The sequence below is a fragment of the Pseudomonas plecoglossicida NBRC 103162 = DSM 15088 genome, assembly GCF_000730665.1.
Taxonomy (GTDB): domain Bacteria; phylum Pseudomonadota; class Gammaproteobacteria; order Pseudomonadales; family Pseudomonadaceae; genus Aquipseudomonas; species Aquipseudomonas plecoglossicida.
Genome location: NZ_BBIV01000010.1, coordinates 34,884 through 50,412, shown reverse-complemented (window position 1 = coordinate 50,412; position 15,529 = coordinate 34,884). Strand labels below are relative to the sequence as shown.

Annotated in this window: 13 protein-coding genes; 4 read left to right on the top strand and 9 right to left on the bottom strand. The window is 64.2% G+C overall.

Translation table 11 applies throughout. From position 1 onward, the window contains the following. Positions 1 to 110: 110 nt before the first annotated feature. The 8 genes from PPL01S_RS07445 to PPL01S_RS07410 all read right to left on the bottom strand — a co-directional run bounded on the left by PPL01S_RS07445 (position 111) and on the right by PPL01S_RS07410 (position 10,521). Complete coding sequence (locus PPL01S_RS07445) at positions 111 to 1,439, bottom strand: DUF3426 domain-containing protein (RefSeq protein WP_016395178.1); 1,329 nt, start codon at positions 1,437 to 1,439, stop codon at positions 111 to 113. 42 nt (positions 1,440 to 1,481) lie between these two features. Next, positions 1,482 to 2,360: a 50S ribosomal protein L11 methyltransferase gene (prmA, locus tag PPL01S_RS07440; RefSeq protein WP_016395177.1), complete on the bottom strand. Its 879-nt coding sequence runs from the start codon at positions 2,358 to 2,360 to the stop codon at positions 1,482 to 1,484. Between the two features lie 240 nt (positions 2,361 to 2,600). Beyond that, entirely contained in the window at positions 2,601 to 3,956 is a 1,356-nt protein-coding gene (gene accC / locus PPL01S_RS07435; protein WP_016395176.1) for an acetyl-CoA carboxylase biotin carboxylase subunit, read from the bottom strand. Between the two features lie 17 nt (positions 3,957 to 3,973). Beyond that, on the bottom strand, positions 3,974 to 4,435 hold the full coding sequence (accB, locus tag PPL01S_RS07430; RefSeq protein ID WP_016395175.1) for an acetyl-CoA carboxylase biotin carboxyl carrier protein: 462 nt from the start codon (positions 4,433 to 4,435) through the stop codon (positions 3,974 to 3,976). A gap of 100 nt (positions 4,436 to 4,535) precedes the next feature. Then, positions 4,536 to 4,988: a type II 3-dehydroquinate dehydratase gene (aroQ, locus tag PPL01S_RS07425; RefSeq protein WP_008093086.1), complete on the bottom strand. Its 453-nt coding sequence runs from the start codon at positions 4,986 to 4,988 to the stop codon at positions 4,536 to 4,538. A gap of 180 nt (positions 4,989 to 5,168) precedes the next feature. Beyond that, the gene (locus tag PPL01S_RS07420) at positions 5,169 to 6,941 is read right to left on the bottom strand and encodes a protein-disulfide reductase DsbD (RefSeq protein ID WP_028625501.1); all 1,773 of its coding nucleotides are present in this window, start codon (positions 6,939 to 6,941) and stop codon (positions 5,169 to 5,171) included. A 127-nt stretch (positions 6,942 to 7,068) separates the two neighbouring features. Further along, positions 7,069 to 7,848 (bottom strand): methyl-accepting chemotaxis protein, encoded by a 780-nt coding sequence (locus PPL01S_RS25975; RefSeq protein ID WP_425976839.1) that lies wholly within the window; start codon positions 7,846 to 7,848, stop codon positions 7,069 to 7,071. Between the two features lie 1,293 nt (positions 7,849 to 9,141). Further along, positions 9,142 to 10,521 carry a diguanylate cyclase gene (locus PPL01S_RS07410; protein WP_028625503.1) on the bottom strand — a complete coding sequence of 460 codons (1,380 nt, stop codon included), beginning with the start codon at positions 10,519 to 10,521 and terminating at the stop codon, positions 9,142 to 9,144. A 246-nt stretch (positions 10,522 to 10,767) separates the two neighbouring features. Between PPL01S_RS07410 and PPL01S_RS07405 the strand changes: the two genes are divergently transcribed. From PPL01S_RS07405 to speA, 4 genes are all read left to right on the top strand, one after another. Continuing rightward, on the top strand, positions 10,768 to 11,835 hold the full coding sequence (locus PPL01S_RS07405) for a DUF2333 family protein (protein ID WP_028625504.1): 1,068 nt from the start codon (positions 10,768 to 10,770) through the stop codon (positions 11,833 to 11,835). 2 nt (positions 11,836 to 11,837) lie between these two features. Beyond that, the gene (locus PPL01S_RS07400; RefSeq protein WP_016395170.1) at positions 11,838 to 12,371 is read left to right on the top strand and encodes an NUDIX hydrolase; all 534 of its coding nucleotides are present in this window, start codon (positions 11,838 to 11,840) and stop codon (positions 12,369 to 12,371) included. A 290-nt stretch (positions 12,372 to 12,661) separates the two neighbouring features. Continuing rightward, on the top strand, positions 12,662 to 13,033 hold the full coding sequence (locus PPL01S_RS07395; protein ID WP_016395169.1) for a translation initiation factor Sui1: 372 nt from the start codon (positions 12,662 to 12,664) through the stop codon (positions 13,031 to 13,033). A 152-nt stretch (positions 13,034 to 13,185) separates the two neighbouring features. Further along, positions 13,186 to 15,099 carry an arginine decarboxylase gene (gene speA / locus PPL01S_RS07390; protein WP_016395168.1) on the top strand — a complete coding sequence of 638 codons (1,914 nt, stop codon included), beginning with the start codon at positions 13,186 to 13,188 and terminating at the stop codon, positions 15,097 to 15,099. Positions 15,100 to 15,136: 37 nt separating this feature from the next. On the opposite strand, the gene PPL01S_RS07385 is transcribed toward speA, so the two are convergent. Beyond that, complete coding sequence (locus tag PPL01S_RS07385) at positions 15,137 to 15,523, bottom strand: hypothetical protein (protein WP_244212743.1); 387 nt, start codon at positions 15,521 to 15,523, stop codon at positions 15,137 to 15,139. Positions 15,524 to 15,529 lie beyond the last annotated feature (6 nt).

Here is a 15,529-nt window from a genome sequence, read left to right as displayed (position 1 = left end):
CTGAACAGTTGTCGGCTTATGCCTTTGAGCTGCAAGCGACAAGCTTCAAGCTGCAAGAGGGAGTGGACCGGTTACCGGGCGGGCTTCTCTTGTCGCTTGCCGCTTGCAGCTCATTCGGGCGAGCGGAAGCTGAGGCTGTAGTTCACGGCCTTGGGGCCCGGGTCGAGGATATCCAAAGCGATGTGGATCGGCGTCTGGCTTGGCATCTCGCCACGGCCGGCCAGCTCGCCGGAGAGGTACTCGCTGGGTTTGAAGCGACGGCTGGCGATCAGTTGGCCGTTGAGGTCGGCAAAACGCAGCTCCAGCAATGGGAACGGCTGGGCGAAAGGCGCGCGGTTGTAGATGATCGCGTCGACGATCAGTGCACCCTTGAAGTCCGGGTGGCTGCGTACCACCAGGTTGCTGCTCTTGATCCGGCCGATGTCGACGCGGGTAGGCACTTCGCAGCCAAGCGTCGGGCACAGCTGCTGGAAGAGGGGGCGGTACTGGTCCTGACGGGCCAGTTCGTCGAAATGGAACCACACGTACTGGAACGCCAGCAGGCCAGCGGCCAGCAGCGTCAGCACGCCCCACAGCAGGCGCTTGCCCCAGTTCGGACGCGGTGGCTCCCAACCCAGTTGCAACGGGTCGTCGACCACATCGACCAGTGGCTCCTTGCGTGACGGGCGTTCGGCCTTGGCGGCGAAGCCTGGCTCCTGGCGCTCGCCGGGCAGCGGTTCGGTCGGGTCGTCATCACGGGCTGACAGGTGGATATCGAGTGCGTCGTCATCACGGGCGCTCAGGCCTTTCTCGTGAATGAGTGCGTCATCACTGGGCAGTGGCTCGTCGATATCGCGTACATCATCGATTTCGACAGGCCGATGGGCTGCCGGCTCATCATCGAGGTCCAGGCTGTTGCCCAGTGTCGGCTCGGTGCGGTCTCCAGGGCCAGGCTCGAGCGTCAGCAGCTCCTGCTCCATCAGGACTGGCGCGGGTTCGTCAGTGGCTTGCGGTTCAAGGACGTCGTCGGTAGCGGTACCGAACGGCGTGCTGCCGAGGTCGTCCGCCTGCGGCTCGTCCCGACGTGCCTGCAGGGCGTCGTCGGCCGGGGCCACGCGGGGTTCGGCGGGCTGGCCGCGCCGTTCCAGGCGCGCCAGTTCCTCGTCCAGGTCCAGTTCATCCAGGGCCTGCACGGTGGCCGCCCAGTCCTCGGGTTTGACCGGTGCTCGTTCGCTGGCTGCCGGAGCGGGCGCAGCCGGCGCCTCGGCGGGCGGCTCCGGAGGCACCATCGGTACGCCGCCGGCCTTGGCGCGATTCTGCTCCAGCAACTGCTTCGCCGCATTGAACACCTGCAGGCAGTGGCCGCAGCGCACCACGCCGCGCGCTACGCTCAGCTGGTGGTGAGTGACGCGAAAGCTGGTCTGGCAATGCGGGCACTGGGTGACGAAACTGTCGGTCATGCGGCGATCCGGGAGCTGTGCAGAGATTGATTCTAGGCCCGCTTAACGGCGGCGACCACTGATGCGTACCCAGCCGTCGCGCACGACGATCGGGTCCAGCTCGAAGTCGGCAGCGTAGGCAGCGGCCACTTCCTCACCCTGTTCGGCGAGGATGCCCGAGAGCGCCAGCAGGCCGCCTGGGCGAACCAGGCCGGACAGTTGCGGCGCCAGGGAAACCAGCGGGCCGGCGAGGATGTTGGCGACCAGCACGTCGGCCTGCATGGCCGGCATGTGCTCGGGCAGGTACAGGGCGAACTTGTCATCGGCGATGCCATTGCGCTGGGCGTTGTCGCGCGAGGCTTCCAAGGCCTGCACGTCGATGTCGGTGCCGACCGCTTCGCGGGCGCCGAGCAGCAGCGCGGCGATGGCCAGGATGCCCGAGCCGCAGCCGAAATCGAGCACCTGGGTACCCTGCAGCTGCTGGCCGTCGAGCCATTCCAGGCACAGCGCGGTGGTCGGGTGGGTGCCGGTGCCGAAGGCCAGGCCCGGGTCGAGCAGCAGGTTGACCGCGTCCTTTTCCGGCGCCTCGTGCCAGCTTGGCACGATCCACAGGCGCTGGCCGAAGCGCATGGGCTGGAAGTTGTCCATCCAGCTGCGTTCCCAGTCCTGGTCCTCGATCACTTCGGCGTGGTGTTCCGGCAGCTCGGCGCCGGTCAGCAGGCGCAGGTGGGCGAATACGGCCTCAGGCTCGGCGTCGGCTTCGAACAACGCCAGCAGGTGGGTGTGCGACCACAGCGGGGTGGTGTTGAGGTCAGGCTCGAAGATCGGTTGATCTTCGGCGTCCATGAACGTGACCGAGACAGCGCCGACTTCGAGCAGGGCGTCTTCGTAGGTTTCGGCTTGTTCCGGGCTGATGGCCAGGCGTACTTGCAGCCAGGGCATGGCGGGCACCTTTGTAAATCGACAGGGGCAGCCCGAGGCTGCGCGAAGGCTGGCAGTTTACGCGAGTGCGGGGGTTTGTGCATGAATTGAGGGGGCTGCTTTGCAGCCCAATCGCCGGCAAGCCGGATCCCACAGATACCCCACTGAACCTGTGGACCCGGCTTGCCGGCGATGAGGCCCGAACAGGCAATAAAAAACCCCGGCACAGGGCCGGGGTTTTCGTGCATCACGCTACCGCGATCACTCCTGGCTAGCCAGTTTGTGCTCGAGGTAGTGGATGTTGACGCCGCCTTTGCAGAAACCTTCATCACGCACCAGGTCGCGGTGCAGCGGGATGTTGGTCTTGATGCCGTCGACGACGATCTCGTCCAGGGCGTTGCGCATGCGCGCCATGGCTTCGTCGCGGTCCTTGCCGTAGGTGATCAGCTTGCCGATCAGCGAGTCGTAGTTCGGCGGAACCGAGTAACCGCTGTACAGGTGCGAATCGACGCGAACACCGTTGCCGCCCGGAGCGTGGAAGTGCTTCACCTTGCCTGGGCTCGGGATGAACTTCTTCGGGTCTTCGGCGTTGATTCGGCACTCCAGCGAGTGGCCACGGATGACCACGTCTTCCTGGCGGATCGACAGCTTGTTGCCAGCAGCGATGCTGAGCATCTCCTTGACGATGTCGATACCGGTGACCATTTCCGACACCGGATGCTCAACCTGCACGCGGGTGTTCATCTCGATGAAGTAGAAACGGCCGTTCTCGTACAGGAATTCGAAGGTACCGGCACCGCGGTAGCCGATCTCGACGCACGCATCGACGCAACGCTTGAAGACTTCCTGGCGGGCTTTCTCGTCGATGCCCGGGGCAGGCGCTTCTTCCAGCACCTTCTGGTGACGGCGCTGCAGCGAGCAGTCGCGGTCGCCCAGGTGAATGGCGTTGCCCTGGCCGTCGGACAAGACCTGAACTTCCACGTGGCGTGGGTTGGTCAGGAACTTCTCCAGGTAGACCATCGGGTTGCCGAAGGCAGCACCGGCTTCGGTACGGGTGAGCTTGGCCGAGGCAATCAGGTCCTCTTCCTTGTGCACCACGCGCATGCCGCGACCACCACCGCCACCGGCGGCCTTGATGATCACCGGGTAGCCGACGTCACGGGCGATCGCCAGGGCGACCTCTTCGTCTTCCGGCAGCGGGCCATCGGAGCCCGGCACGGTCGGTACGCCGGTCTTGATCATCGCGTCCTTGGCCGAAACCTTGTCGCCCATCAGGCGAATGGTGTCGGCTTTCGGGCCGATGAAGGCGAAACCGGACTTTTCCACCTGCTCGGCGAAGTCGGCGTTTTCCGCCAGGAAACCGTAGCCAGGGTGAATGGCTGTGGCGCCTGTCACTTCAGCCGCAGCGATGATCGCCGGGATGTGCAGGTACGAATCCTTGGACGATGCAGGACCGATGCAGACCGACTCGTCTGCCAGGCCCAGGTGCATCAGTTCGCGGTCGGCGGTGGAGTGCACCGCGACGGTCTTGATGCCCAGCTCTTTGCAGGCACGCAGGATCCGCAGGGCAATTTCCCCGCGGTTGGCGATCAGGACTTTTTCGAGCTTCCCAGACATCGTTGGCTCTCCGCGAATCAAACGATGGTGAACAGCGGCTGGTCAAACTCAACCGGCTGACCGTCTTCCACCAGGATGGCGTCGATGACACCGCTGCATTCGCATTCGATGTGGTTCATCATCTTCATCGCTTCGACGATGCACAGGGTGTCGCCTTTCTTCACGGTCTGGCCGACTTCAGCGTAGTTCGGCGAGGTCGGCGAAGGCTTGCGGTAGAAGGTACCGACCATTGGCGACTTGATCACGGTGCCACGCAGGGCCGGGGCAGCAGCGGTGGCTTCGGCAACAGGGGCAGCGGCGGCGACCGGAGCAGCTACAGGAGCGGCAGCCATCGGTGCAGGTGCGTAGAACTGTTGAGCCGCTGGGGTCTTGCTGTGACGGCTGATACGGACCGACTCTTCGCCTTCCTTGATCTCCAGCTCGTCGATGCCAGACTCTTCCAGCAGCTCGATCAGTTTCTTGACTTTACGGATATCCATTAATCATCAACTCCCAAAGGTTCGGTCAGGGGGCGTAATTTAAAAACGTATCTGAACGTTTCTCTCGAACCCCGGCCCACATAGGCCAGGGTCTCAATCATCAGGGCTGTGCGTTGGCAGCCAGTTGTTCCAGCGCGGACTCCAGGGCCAGGCGATAACCGCTGGCGCCGAGGCCGCAGATCACTCCTACGGCGACATCGGAGAAGTAGGAGTGGTGACGGAACGGTTCGCGTTTGTGCACGTTGGACAGGTGCACTTCGATGAATGGGATGCTCACCGCAAGCAATGCGTCACGTAATGCGACACTTGTGTGGGTGAAAGCAGCCGGATTGATCAGGATGAAGTCCACACCCTCGTTGCGTGCGGCGTGAATACGGTCAATCAGTTCGTACTCGGCATTGCTCTGCAGGTACTGCAGATGATGGCCAGCGGCGCGGGCGCGCTGCTCCAGGTCCTGGTTGATCTGGGCCAGGGTCACGGCGCCATAGTGGCCAGGCTCCCGGGTACCGAGCAGGTTCAGGTTGGGGCCATGGAGCACCAGTAGGGTTGCCATCTGCAGATTTCCTTGAATTTGTAGGGCAATTCGACACAGCGCGGCGAGTGTGCCGTAAAGCGACGGCAAGTGTCCAGTTCCCGGCAATAGCCGGCACAATGTCCGAGGTTCGCGCGAAGTATGTGACCAAATAATTAAATCCGGTCACTCAATGGCGGAAATTTCCCGGCCCGCGGGAAGTTAGAGACCGAGTTTGCCACGCACGCGCGCAAGAACTTCGGCGAAATCGCCGGCGTTTATCTCGCCAATCACCCGATCGGCGGTCATTTCGCTGCCGTTCGCGGCAAAGAACAACAGCGCGGGTGGGCCGAAAAGTTGGTAGCGGTCGAGCAGGGCGCGTTGTTCCGTATTGCTCTGGGTGATATCGAAACGCAGCAGTTTGAAAGTGCCCAGCTGGGACTGGACTTGGGGGGCGTTGAGCACTTCGTGTTCGATCACCTTGCAACTGATGCACCAGTCGGCGTACCAGTCGAGCAAGACCGGCTGGCCGCTGGCCTTGGCGGCCGCCAGCGCGGCGTCCAGGGCGGCAGGGGTGGTGACGGTCTGCCAGGCGTTCTCTTTCTCGACGCTGGCGCTGAGCGAGCCCGCCGCCGCGGGCGGTGGCAGTGGGCGCAAAGGGTCGCCCTGGCCGTTCAACGCGCCATACCAGCAGGCCAGGGCGTACACCAGCAAGGCGAGGCCCAGCAATTGCGCCAGGCGCTGGCGTGGGGTCTTGACCACGAACTCCAGGGCGCCGAAGAACAGCGCTACCCCGGCGGCCAGGAAGCCGACCAGCAGCAGGGTCGCCGGGCCCGGCAGCACGCGGCTGAGCAGGCCGATGGCAAGGCCCAGCAGCAGCACACCAATAGCGTTCTTCACCGTGTTCAGCCAAGGGCCGCTCTTGGGCAGCCACGCCGCGCCACCGGTTGCGACCAGCAGCAGCGGAGCACCCATGCCCAGGCCCAGGGCGAACAGCTTGAGCGCGCCGCCCAGGGCGTCGCCGCTGGCGCTGATGTACAGCAAGGCGCCGGCCAGCGGCGCCGAGACGCAGGGCGACACCAGCAGGCTCGACAACACCCCCAGGATCGCAGCGCCCAGCAGCGAGCCGCCGCGGGTGTGGTTGGCCACGTTTTCCAGGCGATTGCTCAAGGCTCGCGGCAGCTTGAGTTCGAACAGGCCGAACATGGCCAGGGCGAACAGCACGAAGAACAGTGCGAAGGGCACCAGCACCCAGGCTGACTGGAGTCGCGCCTGCAGGTTCAGGCCGGCGCCGAACAGGCCCATCAACGCACCCAGCACGGCAAAGCTGGCCGCCATCGGCAGGATGTACGCCAGCGACAGCGCCAGGCCGCGCAAGCCGCCGGCCTGGCCACGCATGACCACGCCGGAAAGGATCGGCAACATCGGCAGCACGCACGGGGTGAAGGTCAGGCCGACCCCGGCGAGGAAGAACAGCAGCAACGATTTCCAGCTCCAGGCCCGCTCGGCGCTTGCCGGAAGAGCCCCGGCGCCGTCACCGTCGATGCTCAGCCGCGCGGTTTCCGGCGGGTAGCACAAGCCTTTGTCGGCGCAGCCCTGGTAGCCCACCAGCAAGGTGAAGGCCCGGGCGTCGTTGCGCGGCAGTTCGATGTCGAGCACGCCGTGGTAGACCTCGACATCGCCGAAGAACTCGTCGTGCTTGGCCTCGCCCTTGGGGATGTTCGGTGTGCCCAGGGCGATGTCCGCAGGCTCGGTGCGGAACTGGAAGCGGTGGCGATAGAGGTAGTAGCCGTCGGTGGCGACGAAGCGCAACTTGAGAGTCTGGGCGTCGGCCTGCACCAGGCTGAGCTTGAAGGCCTCGTGCACGGGCAGGAAGTCGGCACCGCTGGACAGCGAGGCGGCGCCCAGGGTGGCGCTGGGGCGGTTGTCGAGCAGGCCCGTGGCGAAGGCAGGGCTGGCCAGCAGCAGGAACAGCAGGAAAAACAGGCGGCGCATGGCGGACTCGCGAGGTGGAACTTGCGGGGCATGATAGCGGAGTTGGCGGGGGTTGGGAGGGGCGACTGATGTCCGAGGGTACAGCGGTGGCTGTTCTGGTTCTATCGCCGGCAAGCCGGCGACAAGGTCAAACCCTGAAGGCGCGAACAGCGCGATTGAGCTCTCCACCCAGATTCAACAACTGCTCTCCTTGCTCGCGCCCTTCGCCAATCCTCTGCAGATTGTCTTCACCCAGCTCATGAATCCGCTCGCTGTGATCGCGAATCTCGCTGACGGCGCCGCTCTGTTGCGCCGTGACATCGGCGATGCGCACCGCGGTATCGGCAATCGTGCGGATCGCGCTGACGATCTCGTCCAGCGCGCCATCGGCGGCCTGGGCCTGATTGGCGGTGGCTTCGGCATGTTCGAGCTGCGCCCGCATGCCCGCCACCGATTGCCGCGCGGCCTGCTGCAGGCGGTCGATCAGGGCCTGGATCTCGCCAGTCGCCCCGGTGGTGCGTTGCGCCAGCGAGCGCACCTCGTCCGCCACCACGGCAAACCCGCGGCCCAGCTCGCCGGCACGGGCGGCTTCGATGGCGGCGTTCAAGGCCAGCAGGTTGGTCTGCTCGGCGATCGAGCGAATCACCGTCAGCACCCCACCGATGGTGGCCGACTCTTCGGCCAGTTGCTCGATCATGCGGGCATTGCCCTGTACCTCGTCGACCAGTGATCGCAGGCCCGTCAGGCTCTGGCCGATCACCGCCTGGCCGTGTTCCACGGCTCGACCTGCATCGCGGCTGGCATCGGCGGCGGAACTGGCGTCACCGGCCACCTGCTGGATGGTCGCTTCCAGCTCGCCCAGCGCATCGCGGATCTGCCCGGTGTCACCGGCCTGGCGTTCGGCGCCGTGGTGCAGTGCGGCGCTCATGCCCGCCAGGGCGTGGCTGCTGCCGGCGACCTGCTCGGCGTTGTGACGGATGGTGCCGACCAGTTCCGCCAGGTAGTGGCGCAGGCGGTTGAGCGATTCCTGGATGTCGTGCAGCTCGCGGTTGGTCCTCCCCAGCGCAATGGCCTCGGCGAAATCGCCTTCGGCCCAGCGTGAAAGGGCCGGTGCCAGGCTGGTCAGGGTGCGCGCCAGGCGCCGCTGCAAGCTATCGATGAGCAGGGCGATCAGCAGGATCAGTCCGATCATCAGCCCTTGCATGAGGCGCACCTCGCTGGCGATCCTGGCGTGCTGGCTGCGCACTTGCGGCTCAAGGCCGGCGATGGCCTGCTGCACGGCTTCGAGCCGCTCATGGGTGCTGGCGGCCAAAGCGCTGCGCCGTTCGATCTGCTCGCGGGTACGTTGCAGTTCTGCCGGGTAGCGGTTGAGCAGGCTCTGCAGGTCGCGCTTGAGGGCAACCGCGGAATCTTCCTGTTGCACAGCTGCCTGGGCCTCCAGGCCCATCAGGGCGGCGAAGTCGTCGGCGCCGGATTCGGCGGCGCGGGTGACGCCCAGCAGTGGCAGGCTGTCGATGACCTGGGCCTGGGCACGGATCAGTTGCAGCTCGCGTTGCACTTCGTCGGCAAGCTCGGCACGGCCGCTGCTGACCAGCTTGTCACGGGCCAGCGAAAGTCGGCCCAGGTGCACGCTGGCATCGAGCACAGGCGGCAGGTAGTGGTTGGCATCCGGACTGCTGCTGTCGCGGGCATACCGGGCCAGTTGTTCGAGATTCGCACCCAGCTCCCGCTCGGCCTGCAACAGCAAGGCTTGCGGGTCGCCCGCCAGCTTGCCGGCCGCCAGCAGCTCGTTGGCGCTGTAGGCGTTCAGAGCGTCCAGGCTGGGCCGCAACTGGCTGGCGAGCTCGTCAGGCAGTTCGGCCAAGGCCGCTTGCAACTGCTGGTTGGCTTCCATGGCCGAGGCATGGCGTACGGCGTCGCCGTTGCCCAGGTAAGCCTGGATGTTGCGTGCGGCCTGGTTCTGGAACAGCTGTGACAGGCTCAGGTAGCGCTCCATCAATTGATAGGGGCGCTCCAGGGCGCGCTGTGACCACCACAGGGTCGCACCCAGGGCAATACACACGGTCACCAGCAACAGGGTGTTGAAATTGGTCAGCCACTTCAGGCGCATAGCCGCGAACTTCCTGCGGGGGGAGTGGAGGTAGGTGCCTGAAGTTATTGCTATTTTGTGACGTGGTGATGACGGTAGTGGCTTGATGCCATGCCTGCGTGAGGCAACGCGTCAGGACGTCGCCTGCATCACGCGGTTTCGCCCCGCATGCTTGGCCCGGTACAACGCTTCATCTGCCGAGCTGGCCATGGTCAGCGCATCCAGCGTCTCGTTCAGTTGCACCACGCCGGCACTGAAGGTGCACTGCAGATCCTGCGGTTGCGCGGGGTAGAGGACTTCGGCAAAGCGCTGGCGGATTTCGTCCAGCACCCGGCAGGCAGCTTCCAGCGTGGTATCGGGCATGACGATGGCAAACTCCTCGCCACCGTAACGGCCAATCAGATCGGTCTTGCGCAGGCGTTGCTTGAGAAACAGCGCGAGGCTCTTGATCACCCGGTCGCCCATGGGGTGCCCATGGCGGTCGTTGATCTTCTTGAAGTGGTCGATGTCGAGCATGGCGAAGCTCAAAGGTTGGCCTTCGCGGCGGGCGCGCAAGCTGCAGTCCTCGAGCAGTTGCAGGATATGTGTGTGGTTGTACAGCCCGGTGAGGCTGTCGCGGATCATGCGCGACTTCAGGTAGCGCGCCCGCGCGGCACGGTTGCGCACGGTGGTGATCAGCTGGCGCGAGCTGATCGGCTTGGTCAGGAAGTCGTCGGCGCCTTCGCTCATGGCGTCGAGCTGCTTGTCCAGGTCGTCCTCGGCGGACAGGAAAATGATCGGCACGCTGACATAGCGGTCGTTGTGGCGAATGACCTTGGCCAGCTCCGGGCCGGAGCAGGTCGGCATGTACAGGTCGAGAATGATCAGGTCGGGCTGGAAGTCGGCGAGTTCGGCCATGGCGCGGATCGGATCGCTCAGGCTGCGCGTGGTCATGCCGGCGTAGCTCAGTACGCGCTCGGTGTGCAGGGCCTGGGTGCGGGAGTCGTCGATGATCAGCACGCGCAGGGGCTCGAACTGGGCGGTGCTGGTCATGATCTCGAGCCTTTCCAGCAGGCTGGACGCTTCCAGCGTGCCGGTGAGAAATGCCTGGCCCCCTGCGCGCACGGCGGCCAGGCGGGTCGGCGTGTCGGCTTCGTGGAGACTGAAGAACAGCAGCGGGACCGGGCTCTCAAGGCCTTGCTGCATTTGCGTGGCCAGGGACAGGCCACAACCGCGCCCGCCGAAGTCGACATCCAGGACGATGGCGGCAGGTGTCTGCTCGGTCAATGCCGCCATGAGCGACTCGGTCGTGAACAGTGGCTGCGCGATCAAGCCAAAGAACTCCAGCTGCTGCGCCAGGCGCTCGGCCGGTTCCGGGTCTGGCAACAGCAGATACACCGGCTTGCGCGCCGGTGGCAGTGCCAGTTGGTCGAGTCGGTCACCCTTGCGCACACGGGTACGCGACAAGCGTTGCAGCATGTGATCGAACTCGTGCTCGAGGTGTCCTGGGCTCGGCGGTACGACGTGGGTCATGTCCTGGCTACTTTTTGGAGGGATATGCAGGTGCAATGATGGTTGCATGCTAGCACCCCTTTTCGGGCCGATAAGCGCGCCATGTCAACAAAGCGTTCGGAACGGATATTCAGTTCCTGACTCATTGGTCGCTTATGCGTAAGGCGGTGTCTGCTTTATAGTGCTGCGACACGGGCTTGCCGTGGCACCCTGGCGCAGGCCTGTGGTCCAAGCCCTGAACCGTCGTGACTGATTAAGGACAAAGCCATGCTGGACTGGAAAAACCGTGAGGCCAAAGCCGAGCCCCGCGAGCGTGTCGACGGCCGCGGCGCCGCCGCCCGTAGTTACGTTGGCGGCCTCTGGAGCCGTGCCCTGGGTACGCTGATCGGCCTGTATCTGCTGGTCTGCATCGGCCTGGGCTGGTACTGGAGCGAGGAGCCGGAGCTGTTCCCGGTGCAGCAGAACGCCCAGGCATCGGCCGAGCGCACCGGCCAGCAGATGGTGGTCGGCTACACCACGATCGAAACGCTCAAGACCGTGGCTGGCACCCTGCTGAACAAGCCGGGCGGCTACATTTCCAACGACCGCTTCCCGCCAGGGCTGTGGATGGACAACATGCCGAGCTGGGAATACGGCGTGCTGGTCCAGGTGCGTGATCTGTCCCGCGCCTTGCGCAAGGATTTCGCTCGCTCCCAGTCGCAGTCCACCGAGGACGCCGACCTGGCCAAGGCCGAGCCGCGCTTCAACTTCGACAACAAGAGCTGGATCCTGCCATCGAGCGAGTCTGAGTTCGAAGAAGGCATCAAGTCGCTGTCGCGCTACCAGACCCGCCTGGCCGCTGGCGACAAGGGCGCGATCTTCTATACCCGCGCCGACAACCTGAACAACTGGCTGGGCGATGTCGCCACCCGCCTGGGCTCGCTGTCCCAGCGCCTGTCGGCCAGCGTTGGCCGGGTCAAGCTCAACAGTACCCTGAAGACCGAGTCGGTGGTTGCCGGCCAGGCGCCGCAGGTGGACGAAGAGCTGGTGGAAACCCCATGGCTGCAGATCGACAACGTGTTCTACGAGGCCCGTGGCCAGGCCTGGGCGCTGTCGCACCTGCTGCGTGCCATCGAGGTGGACTTTGCCGACGTGCTGGCGAAGAAGAACGCCACGGTCAGCGTGCGCCAGATCATTCGTGAGCTGGAAGCTTCGCAAGAAGCGCTGTGGAGCCCGATGGTCCTGAACGGCAGCGGCTTCGGCATGTGGGCCAACCATTCGCTGGTCATGGCCAACTACATTTCCCGGGCCAACGCCGCAGTCATCGACCTGCGCCAGCTGTTGTCGCAGGGTTGAGCATGACCATCGGCCCCGACGAGGCTGCCCACCGGGCGGCCTCCGACCGAGAACTGGTCGCCTGGGTGGACGACGCCGACCAGGTGTTGGGGGCGTTGCCCCGGGCTGAACTGCGCGAGCGCGGGCTGATCGGCCGTTGCACGTTCATCCTGTTGTTCAACGGCGCTGGCGAGTTGTGCGTGCACCGACGCACCCTGAGCAAGGCGTTGTATCCGGGCTACTGGGATGTGGCTGCCGGCGGCATGGTGGCGGCAGGGGAGGCGTATGCCGACTCCGCGGCGCGTGAGCTGGCCGAGGAACTGGGGATCGAAGGTGTGGCGTTGACGTTCCACGAGCGCTTCTATTTCGACCAGCCGGACAATCATCTGTGGTGCGCCGTGTATTCGGCGGTGTCGGATGCGCCTTTGCGGCTGCAGCCGGAAGAGGTAAGCGAGGCGAGGTTCATCTCTGTCGAACAGGCGGAAGCAGAAAGCCTGGTCAAGCCGTATTGCCCCGACTCGTTGGCTGCACTGCAGCGGTACAAGGCCAGTCTTTGAGAGGTGGGCGGGCAGGGCTGGCCTCATCGCCGGCAAGCCGGCTCCCGCTGGATGATCACCAGGCCAGAGCACTGTGCAGCCCCTGTGGGAGCCGGCTTGCCGGCGATGGGTCGCAAATCATTCGCAAAATGGCGCATTCCAGTACTTAGCAACTGCGTCATTTATCGTTAAACTGCGCGCCCTTTTCGGGCTGCCGCAGGTCTTGCGGCAGTAGCGCCGCCCCTGCCAGAGTGGGGCTTCGCGGTCGGCTCCCGCCGACCAGTTTTTGTCCTCAGCACCGAGGAACAAAAGTGGCCAAGAAAGCTTCTTCCTTCGCCGCCCTTGGCGGTCTCGTTTACTCCACCGATGCCGGTCGGCACTGCCCCGACTGTGGCCAGCCGATGGATGCCTGCACCTGCAAGCAGCAAATCATCCCCGAAGGCGATGGCATTGCCCGTGTACGCCGTGAAAGCAAAGGCCGTGGCGGCAAGACCGTGACCACCGTCAGCGGCGTGCCGCTGCCGCTCGACCAGCTCAAGGAGCTGGCCACCACCCTCAAACGCCGCTGTGGAACCGGTGGTGCCTTGAAGGATGGGGTCATCGAGATCCAGGGCGATCACGTCGAACTGCTGATCGGTGAGCTGACCAGACAGGGTTTCAAGGCAAAAAAATCCGGCGGCTGATGCCCGCGCGCGCTTTTTTGCCCAGCGCTTTCTAAACTCGTTGCCGTGGCCAGGGTCTATCCCAGGACACGGGCGAATCGTCATTTTCAGCTTTTACACTGCAGCCGCTTCCTTTTGGGGCAGTGTCTTGGACTTATCTATAGGGGACTTGAATGTCCGTACGACGCACACGCAAAGACGATGGTAGCCAATGGACCGTGGCCGACAGCCGCAGTGTTTACGGCATCCGCCATTGGGGCGCTGGTTATTTCGCCATCAATGAAGCCGGGCGCGTCGAAGTGCGCCCCCACGGCCCCCAGAGCGCACCGATCGACCTGTTCGAACAGGTCGACGAACTGCGCCAGAGCGGTTTGTCGCTGCCGTTGCTGGTGCGCTTCCCCGACATCCTGCAGGACCGCGTGCGTCAGCTGACCGGCGCCTTCGACGCCAACATCGCGCGTCTTGAATACCAGAGCCAGTACACGGCGCTGTACCCGATCAAGGTGAATCAGCAGGAAGCGGTGGTGGAGAACATCATCGCCACGCAGAACGTCTCCATCGGCCTGGAGGCCGGTTCCAAGCCCGAGCTGCTAGCAGTGCTGGCGCTGGCGCCGAAGGGCGGCACCATCGTCTGCAACGGCTACAAGGACCGCGAGTTCATCCGCCTGGCGCTGATGGGCCAGAAGCTTGGCCACAACGTGTTCATCGTCATCGAGAAGGAGTCCGAGGTGGCGCTGGTGATCGACGAGGCTGCCGACCTCAAGGTCAAGCCACAGGTCGGCCTGCGCGTGCGCCTTTCTTCGCTGGCTTCGAGCAAGTGGGCCGACACCGGTGGCGAGAAATCCAAGTTTGGCCTCTCGGCCGCCCAGCTGATCTCGGTGGTGCAGCGCTTCCGCGATGCCGGCCTGGACCAGGGCATCCGCCTGCTGCACTTCCACATGGGCTCGCAGATCGCCAACCTGGCCGACTACCAGCACGGCTTCAAGGAAGCCATCCGCTACTACGGCGAACTGCGTGCGCTGGGCCTGCCGGTCGACCACATCGACGTCGGCGGTGGCCTGGGCGTCGACTACGACGGTACCCACTCGCGCAATGCCAGCTCGATCAACTACGACATGGACGACTACGCCGGCGTGGTGGTGGGCATGCTCAAGGAGTTCTGCGACGCGCAGGGCCTGCCGCATCCGCACATCTTCTCCGAGAGCGGCCGTTCGCTGACCGCGCATCACGCCATGCTGGTGATCCAGGTGACCGATGTCGAGAAGCACAATGACGAAGTGCCGACCATCGAGAACAAGCAAGCGCTGCCGGAAACCGTGCAATGGCTGGTCGACCTGCTGGGCCCGACCGACATCGAGATGGTCACCGAGACCTACTGGCGCGCCACCCACTACATGGGTGACGTGGCCGCGCAGTATGCCGATGGCAAGATCAGCCTGGCCGAGAAGGCCCTGGCCGAGCAGTGCTATTTCGCCGTGTGCCGGCGCCTGCACAACTCGCTGAAGGCCCGCCAGCGCTCGCACCGCCAGGTGCTGGACGAGCTCAACGACAAGCTGGCCGACAAGTACATCTGCAACTTCTCGGTGTTCCAGAGCCTGCCGGATACCTGGGCCATCGGCCAGGTGCTGCCGATCATCCCGCTGCATCGCCTGGACGAAGAGCCGCTGCGCCGCGCGGTGCTGCAGGACCTGACCTGCGACTCCGACGGCAAGATCAACCAGTACGTCGACGAGCAGAGCATCGAGACCAGCATGCCGGTGCATGCGGTCAATGAAGGTGAAGACTACCTGCTCGGCGTGTTCCTGGTCGGTGCTTACCAGGAGATCCTCGGCGACATGCACAACCTGTTCGGTGACACCGACTCGGTGAACATCTACCAGAACGCCGACGGCAGCGTGTACCACGCCGGTATCGAGACCCACGACACCATCGAGGACATGCTGCGCTACGTGCACCTGTCGCCGGAAGAGTTGATGACTCACTACCGCGACAAGGTGGCCAGTGCCAAGATCAGCGCCCGCGAGCGCACTCAGTTCCTCGATGCGCTGCGACTGGGCCTGACCCGCTCTTCGTATCTTTCGTCCTGACCTGAAAAAAGGGGCCGCTTTGCGGCCCCATCGCCTTCTACTCCTGCGTGGCTGTGAGTTCAATTCTGACAGGCACTACAACTCCATCCTCTTTAAGGATTGCTGTGCTCGAGTAGCTGTAGACCTGCTCCTGAGTACGGGTCGTAACTTTCATACCGGCCACATGTTCCACGGCGCCGGATTGTCGAGTCACCAGGAAGGGTGTAAGGCGTTCCAGGCTCGGTAGAACCTGATCGCCTCGCCCTGCCTGCTCTGCAACGAAGTACAGGTAGATCAGCGGAACGGTTGCGTTGCCAGCATCACTTAGCACCTCATATACCGCGCTGTGTTTGCCAAGCGGAGTTACAGAAACAACCTTGCTCAAAACCGGTTTCGAGTCTCCGGTAAAAATCCATATGGCTTGTGCGAAGGCCAGCAGGAACAAGCCTGC

Bases quoted from the DNA above. Each gene is read 5' to 3' on its own strand.
- PPL01S_RS07445 (WP_016395178.1), bottom strand. From the start codon at position 1,439: ATGACCGACAGTTTCGTCACCCAGTGCCCGCATTGCCAGACCAGCTTT.
- prmA (WP_016395177.1), bottom strand. From the start codon at position 2,360: ATGCCCTGGCTGCAAGTACGCCTGGCCATCAGCCCGGAACAAGCCGAA.
- accC (WP_016395176.1), bottom strand. From the start codon at position 3,956: ATGTCTGGGAAGCTCGAAAAAGTCCTGATCGCCAACCGCGGGGAAATT.
- accB (WP_016395175.1), bottom strand. From the start codon at position 4,435: ATGGATATCCGTAAAGTCAAGAAACTGATCGAGCTGCTGGAAGAGTCT.
- aroQ (WP_008093086.1), bottom strand. From the start codon at position 4,988: ATGGCAACCCTACTGGTGCTCCATGGCCCCAACCTGAACCTGCTCGGT.
- PPL01S_RS07420 (WP_028625501.1), bottom strand. From the start codon at position 6,941: ATGCGCCGCCTGTTTTTCCTGCTGTTCCTGCTGCTGGCCAGCCCTGCC.
- PPL01S_RS25975 (WP_425976839.1), bottom strand. From the start codon at position 7,848: ATGAGCGCCGCACTGCACCACGGCGCCGAACGCCAGGCCGGTGACACC.
- PPL01S_RS07410 (WP_028625503.1), bottom strand. From the start codon at position 10,521: ATGACCCACGTCGTACCGCCGAGCCCAGGACACCTCGAGCACGAGTTC.
- PPL01S_RS07405 (WP_028625504.1), top strand. From the start codon at position 10,768: ATGCTGGACTGGAAAAACCGTGAGGCCAAAGCCGAGCCCCGCGAGCGT.
- PPL01S_RS07400 (WP_016395170.1), top strand. From the start codon at position 11,838: ATGACCATCGGCCCCGACGAGGCTGCCCACCGGGCGGCCTCCGACCGA.
- speA (WP_016395168.1), top strand. From the start codon at position 13,186: ATGTCCGTACGACGCACACGCAAAGACGATGGTAGCCAATGGACCGTG.